Genomic DNA, 18,094 nt, shown 5'->3' on the forward strand with positions numbered 1-18,094 from the left:
TTCTGGGCGCACGCCGATGCGACGGCATGGCAGCGCGTTTTCGATCAGATCATCCGGGCGATGATCGCCAGCGGCAGCCGGCGCATCAGCACCGCCAGCACCGCCCACGGCCACCACGGCACGCAGGCGCTCGCCGGTTCCTTCTCGATGGCCCTGACCAGCGCGCGGCAGCCAGTCTCGGTGTCCACGATAAAAGGCGTGTTCTTGAGTTTTTCGTTGATCTCGGAACGGATGTAGCCAGGGAAAATCGTCGTGACCCGGATCGGCGTGCGGATCAGGTCGGCGCGGATGCCTTCGCTGAGCGCGGCGAGTCCGGCCTTGGTGGCGGCGTAGGTGGTGAGGTTGCGCGGCATGCCGCGCAAGGCGCTCATCGACGAGATCGTCACCAGATGGCCGGCATTCTGTTCGCGGAAGATCTCGACGGCGGCTTCGCATTGCGCCAGCGCGGCGACGAAGTTGGTTTCCGCGGTCTGGCGGTTGGCGTGGAAATAACCGGTGCCGATCGGTTGCCCTTTGCCGAGCCCGGCGTTGACGATGACGCGGTCCAGCGTACCCAGTTCCTCGCGGAAGCTGCGGAAGACCCTGAACACTTCGTCGTGCTGATTGACGTCCAGCGCGCGGATGGCGACATGGATACCGGGATGGCGCGCGCTGAGCTCGGCTTTGAGCGCTTCGAGTCGGTCGGTGCGGCGCGCGCACAGCGCGAGATTGCAGCCGCGTGCGGCAAACTCGCGCGCCATGCCGCGGCCGAGGCCGGAGCTGGCGCCGGTGATGAGAATGTTCTTGCGCATGGCTTGTCCTAGCGGTAGGTGATCAAGTCGGGATGCACGCCCTCGAAATGGGCATGATCATTGACCGTTGACAGGTACAGTCCGCGGTCGGAGTAGATGAGCTTGGTGATCGCGGCATTGGCCAGCGTCCAGTTCAGGCGCAAGGTGGTTTCGTCGGACAGCTGTAGGAGCCGTTGCACGACGACACTGATCGGCCCGCCGGAGGTGAAGACCAGCGCGGTCTGCGATTTATCCAGGCGCTGGCGCAGGCGCGTCAGCGCCCCGGCGATGCGCGCGCGAAACGCCGTCCAGCTCTCCGGGTAATCGGCATCGTGCGCACCGCTCACCCAGCGGGTGATGGCTTTTGCGAACTCCTGCTGGAAGATGCGGCGCGGATCGGCGGTCGCCGCCAGCTCGGTTTGCATCCGCGCGGGGTCGGCCCAGTGCGGTTTGTACGCGGCGAGCACGGCGACGTGATCGTACTCGGCCCAGCCGGGATCGTCTTCCCAGCCGATGGATAGTCCGGCGGCGTCGAGCGCGGTCTGCGCGGTTTCGCGGTGGCGGCGCATGCCGCCGCACAGCACGAGATCGACCTGCGGCAGATGGCGCCGCAGACGCGCTCCGAGCACACGCGCCTGCGCAAAGCCGGTTTCCGAGAGCCGGTCGTAATCGCCGGTGCCGAACGAGGCCTGGCCGTGACGGATCAGAAGAATGGCGCCCATGTCAGAGGATGGACGTGCCCGGCGGCCGGCGCCGCTGGGGCAAGGACGGTGGGATGTGCCAACTCATCGGTACGGTCTTCGAAAATGGGCGGCGGGTCATGGTGCCTGGCATCGGCGGCGAACAGCGGCGCGCGCGGGCCGGCCGGGTGATCTGCGCACGCCGGCGACCGCCGCAGCGACGGGCGGCTGCATACCGGATCGGCCAGGCCAATCAGGCGTCCGGCGCACACGGTAGCGGCGTTTGGGTGTGCACGCTACTGATGATTGTGCATGACGATCCATGCATGTGCTGCATGGGTCGTCCTCTTATCTTGCCCCCCGCTTCCGCTGCCGGTGCTGTTCTCGATCAGAAATTCACGGTGACGGTCTGCGCCTCGCCGACTTCGACATCGGCAGCGTCGCGGAATGACAGATCGTCGTCTTGCTGCGGGTGCTCGCGGTCGGCTTCGCAGGTCCAGGCCAGGGTGTAGCGGCCGGGCTGGACGTAATGGAAACGATAAGTCCAGGCACCGCTGGCGGCATCCTCGCGTACGTCGGCGGCGGCGAGCGGCTGGGCGAGCGGGGTGACGGTGGCGTCGGCATCGTAATCGCCCGGTGTCACGCCAGTGCCTGTGTAGAGATAGACGGCGACGCCGGTGCCGATCGCACGGCCATCGCGACAGTCCGCGTCGGCGATGGCGTTGGCGTCGATCGTGCCCTCGATGCGGCCGGCGCGATCGGCATCGATCACACGGATCACGGGAATCATCTGATAGACGCCGAGCGTGTCGCGCCGGTCGATGAGGGAAAAGCGCAGATCGAGATCGACGATCAGCGTCCTGGCGTCACCGTCGTCGAGGTCGAGATCGACGGTGGCGTACTCGCCGGCGGACAGCAGTTCGATCGGGGTCGAGTCTTCGTCCTTGCGCAGGAAGGCATTGTCATCGTCGAGGCGCAGGCGCAGGCCGACATGACGGCCCTTGAGCTCGCCGCTGGCATCGACCAGCCGCAGACGCTCGCCGTCGCGGTAGTCGAGCATGTCGAAATCGTCCGTGTACTGCGAGTCGATTCGCGTGACGGTGCCGTCGCTGCCCAGCAGCTCCACCGCACTGACCGCGAGCTGCACGCGCGTTGCGCCATCGATCGGCGCATCGGTCAGATCGATGGACAGCTCGCTTTCGCAGGCACAGAGCAGCAGGGTGACGGCGACGAGGCAGAGGCGTGAGGCATTCGGCATGGCAAATCGGCGTACAGTCGGAATGGAAACGGATCGTGCGCGGCGGCCGGGTGCGGAATCCTTTCGAGTGTGTACCGAACTGTATCGAATTGTTTCGCGGCGGAACGAGTCGCAAACCGGCGTGGTCGGAAGGTCCGGAGCCGGCCCGGCGCCGCGGGCGGCCGAACCGCCAGGGACCTCGGGGATGAAAGCGAAAGTATTGTTGGTGGATGACGATCAGCGGCTGCGGCAAATGGTGGCCGAGTATTTGCGCCGGCATGGCATCGACAGCGAAGGGGTCGGCACCGCCGCTGCCGCCCGCCGCTGCCTGCAGCGCGGGCACTACGATCTGGTCGTGCTCGATCTGATGTTGCCCGACGACGACGGCATCGCCCTGTGCCGGCGCCTGCGCCAAGAGTCGGCGCAGATGCCGGTGATCATGCTCTCGGCCAGGGGCGACGACGTGGACCGCATCGTCGGATTGGAGATCGGAGCGGACGATTATCTGGCCAAGCCGTGCAATCTGCGCGAGCTGGTGGCGCGCATCTTCACCGTGCTGCGGCGTGCGAGCGGGCGTGCCGGGGTCGCCGTGCGCAGCGATGCGGCGGTCGTACGCATCGGCGAATTCGAAGTCGATTTGTGGGCGCGCAGCCTGCGCCGTAATGGCGAAGTGATCCGCATCACCACGGGCGAATACCAGTTGCTGGAAGTGCTGGTCACACATGCCCGGCGTGTGCTCAGCCGCGATGAGTTGATGGCACTCTCCTGCGGCCGGCGCAACGACGGTTTTTCACGCAGCATCGATATCCTGATCTCACGCCTGCGCCAGGTACTCGAGCCAGATCCGGCCGTGCCGCGCTACATCCAGACGGTCTGGGGGCGCGGTTACATGTTCGTGCCCGATGCACCGCTTGCCGAGCGTACGCCATGAGCCTGCGCATTCTTATCGGCCTGCTCGTCGCCGCCGCCGTAGTCATGGTGCCAGCAACAAATGCACTGCTGCTGCGGTGGTGGCCGCCGCCCGATTTCGCCGTGCATCTGCGCCCCTGCGACACACAAAGATCCGAAGATGGGCCATGTGTGCGCGCAGATGTCCTAGCACGCCATACCCTGCGGTTGCCTGCACCCGCAGCCGACCGGCGTGACGGCGATCCGGCCGCCGACGCCGGTCGGCAATGGCACGGCGCGGCGCCGCAAGCAGGCGGGTTGATCGGCCCCCTGCCGCCTCCGCACACCATGGCCGGCAGTCCGCCCGGTGGCGTGGAGCCTTTCGTGCGTACGGTCCGCTTCGGCGGTGCCGACGCAGGACCGGTGCGGCGGCATTTCCTGATGATCAATCTGATCAGCCTGATCGTGGTCGTCGGCGCCGCCGTCGTCCTGATGTCGCTGATGTTGAGCCGGCCATTCCGTGCCTTGCTCGATGCCATCGGCGACATCGAACGCGGCGCCGTGCCGCCGGCCTGGGCATTCAGCGGTCCGGTAGAGTTCCAGCGCGTCGGCCGAGCCCTGGAGCGGCTCGGCCGGCAGTTGCGCAGCAACGTCCAGGAGCGCGAACTGATGCTCGCCGGGCTGTCGCATGACTTGCGCTCGCCGCTTGCCCGCATCCAGGCCGCGCTGGAGCTGCGTGCCGCCGACGGCGAGGATTGGAGCGAGACGCTCAATGACGTGCGCGAGATCGACCACATCGTCGGCCAATGCATCGACTTTGCACGCGATGGTCAGGACGAGCCGGTCCAGCAAGCGAGTCTCGACGGCATCGTCGCCGCCGCGCTGGGGGCGTCCGCCGGACCGGATCTGCGGCTCGAACTCGCAGCACCCCAGCCGCTACCCGTGCGTGTCTGTGCGCTGCGCCGGGCCTTGCTCAATCTCGTCGATAACGCCCGCGTGCACGGACAACCGCCCATCGTCGTGCGAACCTATGTCCAGGGCGGCACGGCCGTGCTGGCAGTGGAGGATGGCGGCGAAGGGATCGCGCCGGAAGCCTGGGATCGGCTGCGGCGGCCGTTTGCGCGCGCCAGTTCGGCGCGCAGTCCCCGTGGCTGCGGTCTGGGATTGGCGATCGTCCAGCGTGTCGCCGACATGCACGACGGCAGCCTGCAGCTGCATCCGCGCAGCGCGCAGCAGCGGTTCGCGATCGCGCTGCATCTGCCGCTGGCGTCGCGATCGGAGGCGGAGCGCTCACGGCAGCGATGAAAAGCCCAGACGCGTTACGCCGCTGGTTACGGTTTGAAACAACTCGAAGCGGACACTCACCAAACCGCTGCGCCAAGCTTGTGCGTCTCTACACTCGGCTTTGCAGGAGACTCACGCATGTCCGCCGCGGTTACGCGCATCCCCAGAAGTCTGTTCTCGCGCCGCTGGATTCCGGCGCTCGCGCTTATGTCCGCTGTCGTGTTCGCAGGCTGCAGCGACAGTGGCGGCGGCGACGATGGGGCGGATCTGGTCGCAGCATTCACGGTGATCGGACAGGCCGCGTTCGACAGCGGCAGCCCCAACCGTGGTGGGGCCGCCAGCGCAGCAACACTGGCACAGCCGCTCGGTAATGTGGCCACCGATGGCACACGCCTGTTCATCGCCGATACCGCGAACAACCGCGTGCTCGGCTATGCCCGCGTGCCGGTCGCCAACGGCGCTGCCGCCGATCTGGTGCTCGGGCAGGACGACTTTGGCGGCACGGCTGCCGGCACGGCCCAGAACCGGATGGCTTTGCCGGCCTCGGTCTTCATCGGCGGTGGTCGCTTGGTCGTCGCCGACTCCGGCAACAACCGTGTGCTGATCTGGAACACCATTCCGGCCACGAGCGGCGAATTACCGGACGTCGTCGTCGGTCAGGCCGATTTCACCACCGGCGGATCGGGGACGTCGCAGACGCAGTTGGCTTTCCCCACGTCGGCAATCATCGCCAATGGCCGTCTTATCGTCGCCGACCAGAACAACAACCGCGTGCTGGTCTGGAATGCAGTCCCCACTGACAACGGTACGCCGGCCGATCTGGTCCTGGGCCAGCGTGATTTCGTCTCGCGCATCGCCGACGACGAGGCTGACGAGATGAATCGGCCTGCCGCGGTGTGGAGCGACGGTTTCCGCCTGCTCGTCGCCGATTCCGGAAACCATCGCGTGCTCTACTGGTCGCTGTTCCCCAACGAATCGGGCGCCGAGGCCGATTACGTCATTGGCCAGAGCGGGTTCAGTCGCTCCAGTCCCGGGACTTCGTCGTCGACGCTGCGCACGCCTTTTGGCGTCAGCAGCGACGGCACGCGCATCTACGTCGCCGACTCCGGCAACAACCGCGTGCTCGAGTTCGACGCCTTTCCGATCGCAAACGGTGTCGCAGCCAGTGCGGTCTTCGGTCAGGAGAAAAACAATTTCTCCGCGGCGACGGCCAATGACGACGATCAGGATGGCACGGCCGACGACCGCCCGAGTGCACGCACGCTCAGCGGTGCGACAGGGGCTTTCGTGTACAGCGGCGTGCTCTACGTGACCGACCGCAACAATCACCGCGTCTTGATGTTTCCGCAATGAGGAGAGTTCGCGTCATTGCCGCGGCACTGGCCGCCGCGGCCAGCGTGCTCGCGGGTTGCGGCGACCTGGATATCGGCGAAGGTACGGCGCCGACACGGCTCACGATCCACTACAACGGTATCGAGGGGGGGGTATCAGACCTATGAGTGCGCCGCGTTCCAGCTCACCGCGACCGCGCATTTCGAGGGCGAGCGCGAGACCGACGGCGACGTCACCACGCGGGTGACCTGGCGCTCGAGCAATCCCGGGGTGATTGATGTCAGCAACGGCGACATCGAGGCCGAACCCGGATCCGGGACATACTTCCCGGCCGGCACCGTCATCGCGCGCACGGCGGGGACGGCCGTGATCCGCGCGGATTATGTCGGCCTGTCTGACAGCTTCGGTGTCACCGCCGACCCGATCGGTCATTTGCGCATCACTCCAGAACTGACGCGCATGGCGCCCGGGTCGAAGCAGACCTTCGCGCTGCGAGTGACCTTGGAGGACGACACTCCCGAGCAGGATCTCACCGCATCGGCGGTGTGGCGCATTCCCACCGCCGGTGCGCCGGTTGAGCTGTCCAGCGGATCCACGGTGCAGGCGCTGACCGATCCCTTGGATCAGCCATTCGTGCTCGAGGCGCAATTGTTCACTTGCGACCGCAAGGTCGAGCGTGAACTGGCACTGGATGCCGTCCGTGTGCTGCGCTTGAGCTACGAACAGCCTCAGGACGTGCCGCTGCCGCTCGGGTACAGCGACGAAATCCGTGTCGAGGCCATCTTCGAAGACGACGACGCGCCGCCGCAGAATCTGTCTGCCCAGGTCGGAATTGAGCAGATCCTGGGCGATGCCGACGAGGCTTCGATCGTCGCCGACGAATACCTCACGATCCGGGGCGCGAAGAGCGGTGCATCTGCGCAATTCCGGCTGCGCTATGAGCCGCTGGCGCTTGGAAGTGCCCACGCGCATCTTCGATTTCACCGATGCCGAGATCCTGGGCCTGCGCGTGACCCCCGAGCGCAGCGAACTGTTCTATCCAGATACGCTGCAGCTGCAGGCGTTCGGATGGTTCGAAGACGGGTACGAGCGCCCGGTGCGACGCGATGTCACTTGGACCAGCCTCGATGCAGATCTCGTCAGCGTCGCGACGGCGGGCAGCGAGATCGGCAAAGTGACGCCGCAGGGCGCAGAGGGTCTGGCGACCGTGCGGGCGACGGCGCGGAACACAGAGGGCGAACTCAAGGCCGACGCCGATATCCGCGTCTATCGGCCATGAATCGCGGTTTGCTCATCGCGGCACATTGACGGCGGTTGCCAGGTCCGCGAGCAGTGCGGCATACGTGCCGCCGGCGAGGGCGAAGTCGATTTCGAACTGCCGCTCGGGGGCAAGGCCGTCCGACTCCTCGCGGATGCGGTCGATGTCGAGAAACTTGAAACGGCGGATCTGCAGCTTGTCGTCGATGACGAAGCTCACCCGATCCTTCCAGGTCAGGGCCAACCGGGTGACGAGCTTGCCGTCGGCGAGATGGCCGGCGATGTCCTTGCCGTCGAGCGCGTGGCGCAGGTAGCGCACCGTGGATTTGTGCGCGTCGGTGCTGGTGAGCTCGCATTCGTCGTCGAGGTCGAACGCACCGGGTGCTTGCTGGGCGCTCAGCCACTGCGTCATCAGTGCGCTCATCGAGGGTTCGGATTGCAGCGGGGTCACCGGCAGTTCGCCGAGCGCATTGCGCAGGGTGTGCGTGAAGTCGTCGGCGCGTGTCGGCGAACCGGTGTCGAGGACGAGCCAGCCGCCGGCGAAGTCGAACCAGCCGCGGATTTCGCGTCGGCGCGCGAACGCGCGCGGGGCCAACTCGGCAGCGACCTGCTCTTTGATTTCGGCGCGGGCCTTGCGTCCGAGTTTGAAGCCTTTGTCCTGCTCAAGCCGCTGGATGCGCTCGGATGCAGCCTGGCTGACGATCGCGCCCGGCAGCAGTTTTTCTTCGATGCCCAGCGCGATCAGCACCTGCTGCTCCTGGCCGTAGGCGAACTGACCGGTGTCATTGACCGGCACGAAGCCGCGGCTGACCAGCGCAAGGCCGGTGCAAGGCTGTAGCGGAAATGCGCGCAGCGTGGCTTCGATCTCGCCGGGGGTGCGCGACCAGCCCGGCGGCAGGCGGTAGATCGTGAGGTTCTTGAACCACATGGCAGGAGGCAGGGAGCAGTTCCCGGTGCGGAAAGCCGGGAAAAAGGGCGCGGATGATAGCAAGCGCCGCGCCGGCAGCGGATGGCATGGGGTCGGGTCCGGGTCATCGCCTTGCTGGCGGTGCGAAAAGCTGCGATTCGACAGGCCGCGAAGGACCGTGTACAGTCCGACGTGCATCCGTTTCAAGCAGTGTATTCACCGCGGTTTTTCTTACCCGTCCTCGTGGCGGTGCTGTGTAAGTTCCCGGCTACCTTTCTTGATCGCTTGCACCTACGGGCGGTTAGGCCCGCTCCCAATCTGTTTTGAAAGGAATGTCGTATGTCGAATGTTGCTACTGGCACGGTGAAGTGGTTCAACGAAACCAAGGGCTTTGGCTTCATCACCCCGGAAGGCGGCGGGGAAGACCTCTTCGCCCATTTCCGCGAAATCCAGGGGACGGGCTTTAAGACTCTGAAGGAAGGCCAGAAGGTGCAGTTCGAGGTTCGCCGTGGTCCCAAGGGGCTGCAGGCGGCCCAGATCCGCCCTCTCTGAAGACCTCCGCCGCACCCTGCGGCATCGATTCGACGACCCCGGCGCAAGGCCGGGGTTTTTTGTGCCCGCGATCGGTCGGTGTGCCGCTGCTCGCTTGAAACCGCCGCTGTCGATGCCGCGCGTCTGCCCTCGCGCCGGATCGTGGCGGCATGCGCGCCGGTATCCGGTCGGCGGCACATAAAGTCACTTATGATGCCCGGATGAGTGACGTCTCCGAAGCCCGTCCCCACCACCGGCACCTGGAGCAGGCCCGCGCCCAGGTGATCGAACTGCTGCTGCGCCAGGCGGTGGAAAAGGAGCTGGTGTCGCGCTCCGAGAGCCGCCGGCAGGATGTCGTCGCCCAGCTCGTCGCGCGGCAGCACCAGGCGGCGCTGGAGCAGCGCCTGGCGCATTTTCATCCGGCAGACATCGCCTTCGTGCTGGAAAGTCTGCCGCCGGATGCACGTGCGATGGCCTGGTCGCTGGTCAAGCCGGAACGGCGCGGCGCCGTGCTGCTGGAGGCCTCCGATGCGGTGCGCCGGTCGATCGCGCTGGGCATGTCCCCGGACGAGATCGCCGCCGTCGTGCGCACGCTCGATTCCGACGACATCGCCGATCTCGTCAGCAGCCTGCCCGAAGATTTGCGTCACGCCGTCGTCGAGCGGCTCGACCGCACCGACCAGGACGAGGTGCGGTCGGTGCTGTCGTTCCCGCCCGGCACCGTCGGCGCGATCATGGACATGGATTTCATCGCCGTGCGCGAGGATACGACGCTCGAGGCCGTGCAGCGGCTTCTGCGCCGCCGCAAGACGCTGCCGGCGCATACGAACCAATTGTTCGTCGTCGATCGCAGCAACACGCTCAAGGGTTTGCTGCCGCTGTCACGGCTGCTGCTGGAGGAGCCGGAGACTTCGGTCGGCGAGGTGATGATCCGCCAGCCGGTTTATTTCTATACCGACGACGAGGTCCGCGATGCGGTCGATGCCTTCGAGAAGTACGATCTGATCTCGGCGCCGGTCGTCAACCTGCACCAGCAGGTGGTGGGACGGATCACCGTCGATGCCGTCGTCGACGAGATCAATGCACGCGCGCAGAGCGAGTCGCTGCGCCAGGTCGGTTTGTCCGAGGAAGACGAAGATCTGTTCGCGCCGATCGCGCGCAGTGCGCGGCGCCGCTGGCCGTGGCTCGTGCTCAATCTGCTGACCGCGTTCTTCGCCTCGCGGGTGATCGGCGCTTTCGAGGACATCATCGCCGAGCTGGTCGCGCTCGCCACATTGATGCCGATCGTCGCCAGCATCGGCGGCAACACCGGCAACCAATCGGTTGCGCTGGTGATCCGCGGGCTTGCGCTCAACCAGCTCGGGCCCTCGCAGTTGCGCCAGATCCTGCTGCGCGAGCTGCAGATCAACGCGATCAACGGTGCCCTCTGGGGCGCAGTGCTGGGTCTGGTGACGCTGGCGATTTATCACCACCTGCCGCTGGCCGCGGTGATCGCCGCCGCGCTGCTGCTCAACATGTTGGTCGCCGCGCTCGTTGGTGTGCTGACGCCGGTGGCCCTGCATCGCTTCGGGCGTGACCCGGCGATGGGGTCCAGCATCATTCTGACGGCGACGACCGACAGTATGGGCTTTTTCATCTTCCTTGGTCTTGCCGCGGCCTTCCTGGTTTGAATTGAGCCCCGGCGGCATTTGTCCTAGAGTGCCCGGCCCTGACGGTTGCATCCATGGCCAACGACGCACAGCTCATCGAAGACTTGATCGGCGCCGGTCGCCTGTTCCACCGGCGCGGCTGGGTGCCGGCGACCGGCGGCAATTTCTCCGCGCGTCTGGACGCCGCGCACATGCTGATCACCGCCTCCGGCTGTCACAAGGGCGAGCTGGCGGCAGCCGATTTTCTCGTCGCCGACCTCGATGGCCGACCCCTCCAGGCCACGCGCAAGGCCTCGTACGAGACGCTGCTGCACTGCCAGCTCTACCGCTTCGATCGCGGCATTGGCGCGGTGCTGCACACCCATTCGGTCGCCAATACCGTGCTGTCGCGGCGCTACGAGGGGATTCGTCTGTCCGGTTACGAGCTGCTCAAGCTGCTGCCCGGGATCGCAACGCACGATGCCGAGGTCGTCGTGCCGGTGTTCGAGAACGACCAGGACATCGCCCGGCTGGCCGCGGCCGTGGACGCACACATGCACCGCCATCCGCAAATGCCCGCCTATCTGATCGCCGGCCATGGTCTCTACGCCTGGGGCGCGACGGTCGCGCAGGCGCGTTGGCGCGTCGAGGCCCTGGAATTCATGTTCGAATGCGAGTTGCGCGCTCGCCTTCTCAAGGAGTGATGCGATGACGACCCTGACTATTTATGCCGAACACGATGCGAAAACCCCGCTCGCGCGGCACACCGAGTTCGCTGCGATCCGCGATGCGCTCGCGCAAATCGGCGTGGAGTTCGAGCGCTGGGAGGCGAGCCAGCCGCTGTCGCCGACGGCGAGCCAGGAGGAAGTCATGGCCGCCTATCGCACGTCCATCGACACACTCGTCCGCAAATACGGCTTTCAGTCGGTCGATGTGGTCAGTATGCATCCGGACCATCCACAGGCCGAGGCCGCGCGCGGCAAATTCTTATCCGAGCACACCCACACGGATTTCGAGACCCGCTTCTTCGTCGACGGCTCCGGGGCGTTTTACATCCGCAAGAACGGCAAGGTGTACATGCTCGTATGCACGCGCGGCGATCTGGTCAACCTGCCGGCGAACACCACGCACTGGTTCGACATGGGGCCCCGCCCCAACTTCAAGGCGATCCGCTTTTTCCGCATCCCGGACGGCTGGGTCGGCCACTTCACCGGCGATCCGATCGCCGACCGGTTCCCCAAATACGAGGCGATGGTCTGATCCAGACCATCCGTGATCCGGCCGGACACAGCGCCACGGACGGCTTTCTGGAGAACCGATGATCAAGGCCATCGTGACGGATATCGAGGGAACCACCTCCTCGATCGATTTCGTGCATCGCACGCTGTTTCCGTATGCCAAGGCGCACCTGCGCGCGTTCTTGCATACGCATGCCGGTGACGCGGCGGTGCGCCGCCTGCTCGCCGAGGTCGAGCGGATCGAAAACCGCACGCTCTCGGTGGACGCGGCTGCCGATGTGCTCGAGCGCTGGATCGACGAGGACCGCAAGCTCACGCCGCTCAAGGCGCTGCAGGGCATGATCTGGCGGACCGGCTACGAAAGCGGTGCGCTCAAGGGTCATGTTTACCCCGATACACCGGAGTATCTGCGTCGCTGGCAGGCCCAGGGTAAGCGCTTGTACGTCTATTCCTCGGGCTCGGTGGAGGCGCAAAAGCTGATTTTCGCGCATACCGATTACGGCGATCTGACGCCGCTGTTCTCCGGGTATTTCGATACGCAGATAGGCGGTAAACGCGAGGTGGATTCGTATCGCAGGATACTGGAGCACCTCGCCTTGCCAGGCGCGGACGTTTTGTTTTTGTCGGACGTCGGCGAGGAGCTGGATGCCGCCCGTGCCGCAGGCATGCAGACCTGCCAGCTGCTGCGCGACGACAAGGCGGTTCCGGCCCGTGCCCATCCACAGGCGCGCAGCTTTGCCGACATCGTGGTATGAGGCCAGGCGCTGCCTGGCTACCGGTGCCCGGTGTAGTACCAGTGCCAGGGTTCGTATGCGAACCCGACGGCATTGCCGCGCGGATACGACAACCGAAAGCCAAAGCGACCTGCATGCTGGCTTAGCCAGCGAAAGGCATCCGTGGACTCGAAGGCTTCGTCGAGGGCGGGGATTTTGTCGGTGCCGATGTCCACGGCGCGGCCGCTGTGGTGCTCGCTATAACCGGGTGGCGCATTGATGCGCAGGACTTCCGCGAGCGCCATGCCGCGCTCGAGCTTGGAGCGGATCAGCGCCGCCTGGAAGTCGATGCTGCGGAACGCCGAGATGAGCGTGAGCTGGACACCGTCGGCGCTGGCGCGCTCACGCAGCTTGAGCCAGGCCCGTGCCGCGGCCGGCGAGAGCAGCTTGTCGCGTCCGTCCGCGCCCAGGCCGACCGGCGTCAGCCGTCGGGCCTGTCTGCAGAGCGGTAGCCCGCGCCGCGCGGGCAGATCCGGCGGAATGCCCAGCGCGCTCAATACGGCACGGATGCGTGCAGAATCGGCGTCGGCGTTTGCCAAGGGTCACCCGGCTGCGCGCAGGCGTTCGCGCCATCCGGCATGAGGGTCGCCGATGACGACGAAGCCCGGGTTGAGCAACGAATCCTTCTGGTTGTAGCGCAGCGGCGCGAGATCCGGCAGCCGCAGCACCTCACCGCCTGCGCACTCGACGACACATTGGCCAGCGGCGGTATCCCACTCGGAAGTCGGACCGGTGCGCGGGTACAGATCCGCTTCCCCGCTGGCGACGAGGCAAAACTTCAGCGAACTGCCCTTGCTGACGGCCGCATGGTCCGGCAGTTTCGCGAGCAGCGCATCGAGTGCGGCGTCCTTGTGTGAGCGGCTGACGACGAACACCGGACGATCGGCGCAGGCGCGCGTGCGCACGGCCTCGCGCGTCGTGCCGAGAATACGCACCGCGCCCAGCTCGCGCGCACCGGCAAAGACCGTGTTCAGCACTGGCGCGTACACCACGCCGAGGACTGGCGTGTGATTCTCGATCAGCGCGACATTGACCGTGAATTCGCCATTGCGCTGGATGAATTCCTTGGTGCCGTCGAGCGGGTCTATGAGCCAGTACTGCCGCCAGCGCTGGCGCGTTTCAAAGGGCGTATCGGCGCCTTCTTCGGACAGCACCGGTATGCCCGGCGTCAGCTTTGCCAGACCTGCGCTCAGGGTCCGGTGCGAGGCGAGATCGGCCTGGGTCAGCGGCGATGCATCGTCCTTGTGGGAAACGGTGAAGTCGGATGCGTAGATGTCGAGGATGCGCTCGCCGGCCGCGCGGGCCAGGGCGATGACCTCGTCGAGCAGGGAGGAATCGGGATGCAAACCCACGCGAGAGTCCTGGTGGAATGAGCGGCTATGATAGCTGTGCCATGGATGCTTCCGTGAATTGGACGGAGGTCGAGTGGGTGCTGCTCGATATGGACGGCACCGTCCTCGACCTTGCTTTCGACAACTACTTCTGGCGCGAGCTGGTGCCGCAGCGGTATGCGCAGAAGAACGGCCTGACCCTCGAGCATGCGCGTGCCGTGCTCAAGCCCAAGTTCGAGGCGGTGATGCACACGCTGCCGTGGTATTGCACCGACTACTGGAGCGCACTCACCGGGCTCGACATGGCGGCGCTCAAGGCGGAGGTCAAGCACCGTATCGGGCCGGTTCCAGGCGCGGAAGCGTTCCTGCAGGCGGTGCGGCGCAGCGGCCGGCGCTTGTGGCTGGCGACCAATGCCCATCCCGACAGCTGGCGGCTCAAGCTCGAATACACCGGTTTCGGCCGGTATTTCGAGCGGGTGATCTGCTCGCACGACGTGGGTTATCCCAAGGAGGATCTGCGATTCTGGAGCGCCGTCTGCGAGGCGCATCCGTTCGCGCGCACACGCACGCTGTTCGTCGATGACAGCCTGCCCGTACTGCTGGCGGCACGGGCCTTCGGCATCGGCCAGGTGATCGGTATCCGCAAACCCGACGGTACCCAGCCGGAACGGCCGCTGGATGCGGTGCCGTCGGTGCGCACGCTCGCCGACCTGACCCCGGCGCTGACCGCTGCGGATGCTTCTGCCGCGGCGCGGTCCTGAGGTTGCCGGCGCCGTATCGGCGGGTGTGCTGTCGGCTCAGCGTCTGCCGCGCCCTCGCCGGCCGATGCGGTCGGAAGATCCGCCGTGATGCCGGCGATCGCTCTCCCGGCGTGGGGCGATGTAATCCTGGGCGATCAGGTTGTATCCGCCTTCGAGCGGGGGAATGCGCATGCCGATGTATTTTTCGATTTCCGGCAGCGAGTAAACCCAGGTTTCACAGCACAACGAGATGGCGTCGCCCGAGGCACCGGCGCGCGCGGTGCGGCCGATGCGGTGGACATAGTCTTCCGGGTCCTGGGGGAGATCGTAGTTGACGACCAGATCGACGCCCGGAATGTGCAGGCCGCGGGCGGCGACATCGGTGGCGACCAGCACCGGCAGTCGGCCCGCCTTGAATTCTTCGAGCAGGCGCAGGCGTTTGCCTTGGGAGACGTCGCCGGAGAGCACGCGCGCCTCGAAGCCGTTGGCACGCAGGCCGCGCTCGACCGTTTCCGCCTCGCGCTTGGTGTTGACGAAGATCAGCGTGCGCACGGTGCTACGGCTGCGCAACAAACCCACCAGCAGCGGCAATTTCTCGTCATTGGCGACATGAATCATGGCCTGGCGGATTTTGTCCGCGGTGACCTGTTCCGGCTCGATCGCGATTCTCTGCGGATTGTTCATGTGCTCGTAGGCGAGCTCGAGCACACGGTGCGACAGCGTCGCCGAGAACAAGTAGTTGCGCCGCGCCGATGGCGGCGGCATCTTGCGGATCAGGTAGCGGATGTCGGCGATGAATCCCAGATCGAACATGCGGTCCGCTTCGTCGAGAACCAGGACTTCGATCTGGCTGAGCGTGTAGGTGCGCTGCTTGTAGTAGTCGATGAGCCGGCCCGGTGTGCCGATGAGCAGATCGACGCCGGATTCGATCGCGGCGCGCTGTGTTTCGTAGCCGGCGCCGCCATAGCAGACGGTCATGCGCAATCCGGTCTTCGCACCCAAGGCTTCGGCATCCTTGTGGATCTGCACGGCAAGCTCGCGCGTCGGTGCCAGAACGAGTGCGCGCGGCTGGCGGGGATCGTCGCCGGGTTTGCGCGGATGCGTGAGCAGCCAGTGCATCGTCGCCAGCAGAAACGCGGCCGATTTCCCGGTGCCCGTCTGCGCCTGGCCGGCCAGATCCTCGCCGCGCAAGGCGCGCGGCAGTGCAGCGGCCTGGATCGGGGTGCAATGCGTATAGCCGAGGGCATCGAGCCCGGCGAGCAGGCTCGGATGGAGTTCAAGATCGTGGAAGCGGAGGTCTGAAAGGTGGCTGGGGTGCATGAACGGTAGAAACAAAGAACTCGCTGCTCTTGCAAGCAGCGGAAGGATCGGCTCAAATAAGAGCCGTCACGGCTGCACGGCGAATCTCGAACTGACGCCGCCGTTTTTGGCCCGCAGTCATTCCCCGACTGAAAGAATCATAACCTTCTGTCGTTTTTTTCGCGCGGCTTGAGGCCCGGGATCCTCGGCCCCACTACCGATCGAGCGGGCGTGTGCCTGCGATTCCACCTTCATTCCGAGGTCATCATCCCATGAGTGAACACATCTCTGCAGTTACCGACGCCAGCTTCGAGCAGGAAGTCAAGCAGGCCAGCCAGACACAGCCCGTGCTGGTCGATTTCTGGGCCGAGTGGTGCGGCCCCTGCCGCATGATCGCGCCGATTCTCGATCAGGTCGCAGCCGAGCACGCCGGCAAGCTCAAGGTGGTCAAGCTCAATGTCGATGAGAATCCGCAAACCCCGGCGGCCCTGGGTATCCGCGGCATTCCGACCCTGATTCTGTTCAAGAACGGCGCGCCGGTGGCGACCCAGGTCGGCGCCGTGCACAAGGCGCAGCTCAATGCGTTCGTCGCTCCCCATCTCAACGTCGCCTGATCGCAGCAAACGAGCAACATGAAACATCGTCGGCGCTTCCATTCCGGCAAGAACCGCGGCGGCAACGCCAACCAGGGGGGCGGCGGCCCACAAGGCGGCTTCCCCGACGATCTGGCACTCGAGGAAGAAATGGCCGAGGCCGAAGCCGAGGCCGCCGCACTCGCCGAGGGCGGTGCACCCCAGGGCTTGCCCGGCATGCCGGACGACGCCACCGCCGAGGACGGCGGAGAGGGGCAGGTGCGTCCACAACTGCCTGCCGCGCCGCCGAGAATCATCCGCGTCCAGGATCTCAAGCGTAAAACCGCGGCGGAGCTGATGGCGCTCGCCGAGGCCGAGGGACTCGAGAACATCGCGCGCGCCAAGAAGCACGACCTCGTCGTGTCGCTGTTGCGCGCGGCGGCGCGGCGTGGAGATCACATCTACACCGAGGGCGTACTCGAGATCATGCCCGACGGATATGGATTCCTGCGCGGAGCCGACAGCTCTTATCTGGCCGGTCCCGACGATGTCTACATCTCGCCGAGCCAGATCCGGCGGTTTGCGCTGCGTACCGGCGATACGATCGCCGGGCGGGTGCGTTCCCCCAAGGACAACGAGCGCTATTTCGCGCTGCTCAAGGTCGATACGATCAACTACGAGCCGCCAGAGGTCTCCAAGCGCAAGGTCAGTTTCGAGAACCTGACGCCGCTGTTTGCCGACCAGCAACTGAAGATGGAGCGCGGCAACGGGACCACCGAGGACATCACCGCGCGCATCATCGACATCATCGCGCCCTTCGGCAAAGGCCAGCGCGGCCTCATCGTTTCGCCGCCCAAGGCGGGCAAGACGATCATGCTGCAGAACATCGCGCAGTCGATCGCGGCCAATTATCCGGACATCTATCTCATCGTTCTGCTGATCGACGAGCGTCCGGAAGAAGTCACCGACATGCAGCGCACGGTGCGCGGCGAAGTGGTGGCCTCGACTTTCGACGAACCGGCCGCACGGCACGTGCAGGTTGCCGAAATGGTCATCGAGAAGGCCAAGCGCCTGGTCGAGCACAAGCGCGACGTGGTCATCCTGCTCGATTCGATCACGCGTCTGGCACGCGCCTATAACACGGTGGCGCCGAGTTCCGGCAAGGTGCTCACCGGTGGCGTCGATGCCAATGCCCTGCAAAAACCCAAACGTTTCTTCGGTGCCGCGCGCAACATCGAAGAGGGCGGCTCGCTGACGATCATCGCCACCGCGCTGATCGATACCGGCTCGAAGATGGACGAAGTCATCTACGAAGAGTTCAAGGGCACCGGCAACATGGAGCTGCATCTCGAGCGCCGTATCGCCGAAAAACGCGTGTTCCCGGCCATCAACATCAACCGCTCCGGCACGCGCAAGGAAGAGCTGATGCTGGATCCAAACGATCTCAACAAGGTCTGGATCCTGCGCAAGCTGCTGCACGATATGGACGAGATCGCCGCGATCGAGCTGCTGATCGACCGCATGAAGCAGACCAAGACCAACGCCGCGTTCTTCGAGTCGATGAAGCGCAACTAAAAAAGCGAGCACAGTGCATGCAGCGGAAAAAGGCGCCGTTGTGGCGCCTTTT

The 18,094-nt window shown here is 65.5% G+C and carries 20 protein-coding genes; 12 read left to right on the forward strand and 8 right to left on the reverse strand.

Features of this window, described 5'->3' with window-relative positions:
• Window positions 1-44: 44 nt before the first annotated feature.
• From BMZ48_RS11345 to BMZ48_RS11360, 3 genes are all read right to left on the reverse strand, one after another.
• Window positions 45-791, reverse strand: a complete 747-nt coding sequence (locus BMZ48_RS11345; protein ID WP_091535263.1) for an SDR family oxidoreductase — start codon at window positions 789-791, stop codon at window positions 45-47.
• Between the two features lie 8 nt (window positions 792-799).
• The gene (locus BMZ48_RS11350) at window positions 800-1,492 is read right to left on the reverse strand and encodes a histidine phosphatase family protein (protein ID WP_091535264.1); all 693 of its coding nucleotides are present in this window, start codon (window positions 1,490-1,492) and stop codon (window positions 800-802) included.
• A gap of 346 nt (window positions 1,493-1,838) precedes the next feature.
• Entirely contained in the window at window positions 1,839-2,708 is an 870-nt protein-coding gene (locus tag BMZ48_RS11360; protein WP_091535269.1) for a DUF4382 domain-containing protein, read from the reverse strand.
• Between the two features lie 184 nt (window positions 2,709-2,892).
• On the opposite strand from BMZ48_RS11360, the gene BMZ48_RS11365 reads away from it, so the two are divergent.
• The 3 genes from BMZ48_RS11365 (at window position 2,893) to BMZ48_RS11375 (ending at window position 6,212) form a co-directional block, all read left to right on the forward strand.
• Window positions 2,893-3,618: a response regulator gene (locus BMZ48_RS11365; RefSeq protein ID WP_091535272.1), complete on the forward strand. Its 726-nt coding sequence runs from the start codon at window positions 2,893-2,895 to the stop codon at window positions 3,616-3,618.
• A complete protein-coding gene (locus BMZ48_RS11370; protein ID WP_091535273.1) occupies window positions 3,615-4,880 on the forward strand; it encodes an ATP-binding protein in 1,266 nt (421 codons plus the stop codon). The genes BMZ48_RS11365 and BMZ48_RS11370 overlap by 4 nt, the downstream gene beginning before the upstream one ends.
• A 117-nt stretch (window positions 4,881-4,997) precedes the next feature.
• Window positions 4,998-6,212, forward strand: a complete 1,215-nt coding sequence (locus BMZ48_RS11375) for an NHL repeat-containing protein (RefSeq protein ID WP_143383689.1) — start codon at window positions 4,998-5,000, stop codon at window positions 6,210-6,212.
• Window positions 6,213-6,311: 99 nt separating this feature from the next.
• Here BMZ48_RS11375 and BMZ48_RS11380 read toward each other — a convergent pair whose 3' ends face one another.
• Window positions 6,312-7,175 carry a hypothetical protein gene (locus BMZ48_RS11380; protein ID WP_234981624.1) on the reverse strand — a complete coding sequence of 288 codons (864 nt, stop codon included), beginning with the start codon at window positions 7,173-7,175 and terminating at the stop codon, window positions 6,312-6,314.
• On the opposite strand from BMZ48_RS11380, the gene BMZ48_RS11385 reads away from it, so the two are divergent.
• Window positions 7,150-7,470, forward strand: a complete 321-nt coding sequence (locus BMZ48_RS11385) for an Ig-like domain-containing protein (RefSeq protein WP_234981625.1) — start codon at window positions 7,150-7,152, stop codon at window positions 7,468-7,470. The two genes, BMZ48_RS11380 and BMZ48_RS11385, sit on opposite strands and share 26 nt — an antisense overlap.
• 12 nt (window positions 7,471-7,482) lie before the next feature.
• Here BMZ48_RS11385 and BMZ48_RS11390 read toward each other — a convergent pair whose 3' ends face one another.
• The gene (locus tag BMZ48_RS11390; protein WP_159431165.1) at window positions 7,483-8,376 is read right to left on the reverse strand and encodes a recombination-associated protein RdgC; all 894 of its coding nucleotides are present in this window, start codon (window positions 8,374-8,376) and stop codon (window positions 7,483-7,485) included.
• Window positions 8,377-8,694: 318 nt separating this feature from the next.
• On the opposite strand from BMZ48_RS11390, the gene BMZ48_RS11395 reads away from it, so the two are divergent.
• The 5 genes from BMZ48_RS11395 to mtnC all read left to right on the forward strand — a co-directional run bounded on the left by BMZ48_RS11395 (window position 8,695) and on the right by mtnC (window position 12,507).
• Window positions 8,695-8,907, forward strand: coding sequence for a cold-shock protein (locus BMZ48_RS11395; RefSeq protein ID WP_091535284.1), 213 nt, complete (start codon window positions 8,695-8,697; stop codon window positions 8,905-8,907).
• A 200-nt stretch (window positions 8,908-9,107) separates the two neighbouring features.
• Complete coding sequence (gene mgtE, locus BMZ48_RS11400; protein ID WP_091535360.1) at window positions 9,108-10,556, forward strand: magnesium transporter; 1,449 nt, start codon at window positions 9,108-9,110, stop codon at window positions 10,554-10,556.
• A gap of 53 nt (window positions 10,557-10,609) precedes the next feature.
• Window positions 10,610-11,218 (forward strand): methylthioribulose 1-phosphate dehydratase, encoded by a 609-nt coding sequence (locus tag BMZ48_RS11405; protein ID WP_091535285.1) that lies wholly within the window; start codon window positions 10,610-10,612, stop codon window positions 11,216-11,218.
• 4 nt (window positions 11,219-11,222) lie between these two features.
• The gene (locus BMZ48_RS11410) at window positions 11,223-11,774 is read left to right on the forward strand and encodes a 1,2-dihydroxy-3-keto-5-methylthiopentene dioxygenase (protein WP_091535286.1); all 552 of its coding nucleotides are present in this window, start codon (window positions 11,223-11,225) and stop codon (window positions 11,772-11,774) included.
• A 58-nt stretch (window positions 11,775-11,832) separates the two neighbouring features.
• Entirely contained in the window at window positions 11,833-12,507 is a 675-nt protein-coding gene (gene mtnC / locus BMZ48_RS11415; RefSeq protein ID WP_091535288.1) for an acireductone synthase, read from the forward strand.
• A 17-nt stretch (window positions 12,508-12,524) separates the two neighbouring features.
• Here the strand turns inward: mtnC and BMZ48_RS11420 are convergent, their stop codons facing one another.
• The gene (locus BMZ48_RS11420) at window positions 12,525-13,064 is read right to left on the reverse strand and encodes a M15 family metallopeptidase (protein ID WP_091535291.1); all 540 of its coding nucleotides are present in this window, start codon (window positions 13,062-13,064) and stop codon (window positions 12,525-12,527) included.
• Window positions 13,065-13,067: 3 nt separating this feature from the next.
• On the reverse strand, window positions 13,068-13,877 hold the full coding sequence (gene cysQ, locus BMZ48_RS11425; RefSeq protein WP_234981626.1) for a 3'(2'),5'-bisphosphate nucleotidase CysQ: 810 nt from the start codon (window positions 13,875-13,877) through the stop codon (window positions 13,068-13,070).
• Window positions 13,878-13,930: 53 nt separating this feature from the next.
• Between cysQ and yrfG the strand changes: the two genes are divergently transcribed.
• Window positions 13,931-14,617, forward strand: a complete 687-nt coding sequence (yrfG, locus tag BMZ48_RS11430) for a GMP/IMP nucleotidase (RefSeq protein WP_234981627.1) — start codon at window positions 13,931-13,933, stop codon at window positions 14,615-14,617.
• A 36-nt stretch (window positions 14,618-14,653) separates the two neighbouring features.
• Here yrfG and BMZ48_RS11435 read toward each other — a convergent pair whose 3' ends face one another.
• Window positions 14,654-15,916, reverse strand: a complete 1,263-nt coding sequence (locus BMZ48_RS11435) for a DEAD/DEAH box helicase (RefSeq protein WP_091535293.1) — start codon at window positions 15,914-15,916, stop codon at window positions 14,654-14,656.
• A gap of 251 nt (window positions 15,917-16,167) precedes the next feature.
• On the opposite strand from BMZ48_RS11435, the gene trxA reads away from it, so the two are divergent.
• The gene (gene trxA, locus BMZ48_RS11440; RefSeq protein ID WP_091535305.1) at window positions 16,168-16,509 is read left to right on the forward strand and encodes a thioredoxin; all 342 of its coding nucleotides are present in this window, start codon (window positions 16,168-16,170) and stop codon (window positions 16,507-16,509) included.
• 315 nt (window positions 16,510-16,824) lie between these two features.
• Entirely contained in the window at window positions 16,825-18,042 is a 1,218-nt protein-coding gene (rho, locus tag BMZ48_RS11445; RefSeq protein ID WP_234981628.1) for a transcription termination factor Rho, read from the forward strand.
• Window positions 18,043-18,094: the final 52 nt, after the last annotated feature.

Origin of the sequence: Fontimonas thermophila, from assembly GCF_900113085.1 — a bacterium.
Classification (GTDB): domain Bacteria; phylum Pseudomonadota; class Gammaproteobacteria; order Nevskiales; family Nevskiaceae; genus Solimonas; species Solimonas thermophila.

What these genes read in the sequence shown, in the direction of transcription:
- BMZ48_RS11345 (WP_091535263.1), bottom strand. Translation starts at nt 791, where the DNA reads ATGCGCAAGAACATTCTCATCACCGGCGCCAGCTCCGGCCTCGGCCGC.
- BMZ48_RS11350 (WP_091535264.1), bottom strand. Translation starts at nt 1,492, where the DNA reads ATGGGCGCCATTCTTCTGATCCGTCACGGCCAGGCCTCGTTCGGCACC.
- BMZ48_RS11360 (WP_091535269.1), bottom strand. Translation starts at nt 2,708, where the DNA reads ATGCCGAATGCCTCACGCCTCTGCCTCGTCGCCGTCACCCTGCTGCTC.
- BMZ48_RS11365 (WP_091535272.1), top strand. Translation starts at nt 2,893, where the DNA reads ATGAAAGCGAAAGTATTGTTGGTGGATGACGATCAGCGGCTGCGGCAA.
- BMZ48_RS11370 (WP_091535273.1), top strand. Translation starts at nt 3,615, where the DNA reads ATGAGCCTGCGCATTCTTATCGGCCTGCTCGTCGCCGCCGCCGTAGTC.
- BMZ48_RS11375 (WP_143383689.1), top strand. Translation starts at nt 4,998, where the DNA reads ATGTCCGCCGCGGTTACGCGCATCCCCAGAAGTCTGTTCTCGCGCCGC.
- BMZ48_RS11390 (WP_159431165.1), bottom strand. Translation starts at nt 8,376, where the DNA reads ATGTGGTTCAAGAACCTCACGATCTACCGCCTGCCGCCGGGCTGGTCG.
- BMZ48_RS11395 (WP_091535284.1), top strand. Translation starts at nt 8,695, where the DNA reads ATGTCGAATGTTGCTACTGGCACGGTGAAGTGGTTCAACGAAACCAAG.
- mgtE (WP_091535360.1), top strand. Translation starts at nt 9,108, where the DNA reads ATGAGTGACGTCTCCGAAGCCCGTCCCCACCACCGGCACCTGGAGCAG.
- BMZ48_RS11405 (WP_091535285.1), top strand. Translation starts at nt 10,610, where the DNA reads ATGGCCAACGACGCACAGCTCATCGAAGACTTGATCGGCGCCGGTCGC.
- BMZ48_RS11410 (WP_091535286.1), top strand. Translation starts at nt 11,223, where the DNA reads ATGACGACCCTGACTATTTATGCCGAACACGATGCGAAAACCCCGCTC.
- mtnC (WP_091535288.1), top strand. Translation starts at nt 11,833, where the DNA reads ATGATCAAGGCCATCGTGACGGATATCGAGGGAACCACCTCCTCGATC.
- BMZ48_RS11435 (WP_091535293.1), bottom strand. Translation starts at nt 15,916, where the DNA reads ATGCACCCCAGCCACCTTTCAGACCTCCGCTTCCACGATCTTGAACTC.
- trxA (WP_091535305.1), top strand. Translation starts at nt 16,168, where the DNA reads ATGAGTGAACACATCTCTGCAGTTACCGACGCCAGCTTCGAGCAGGAA.
- rho (WP_234981628.1), top strand. Translation starts at nt 16,825, where the DNA reads ATGGCGCTCGCCGAGGCCGAGGGACTCGAGAACATCGCGCGCGCCAAG.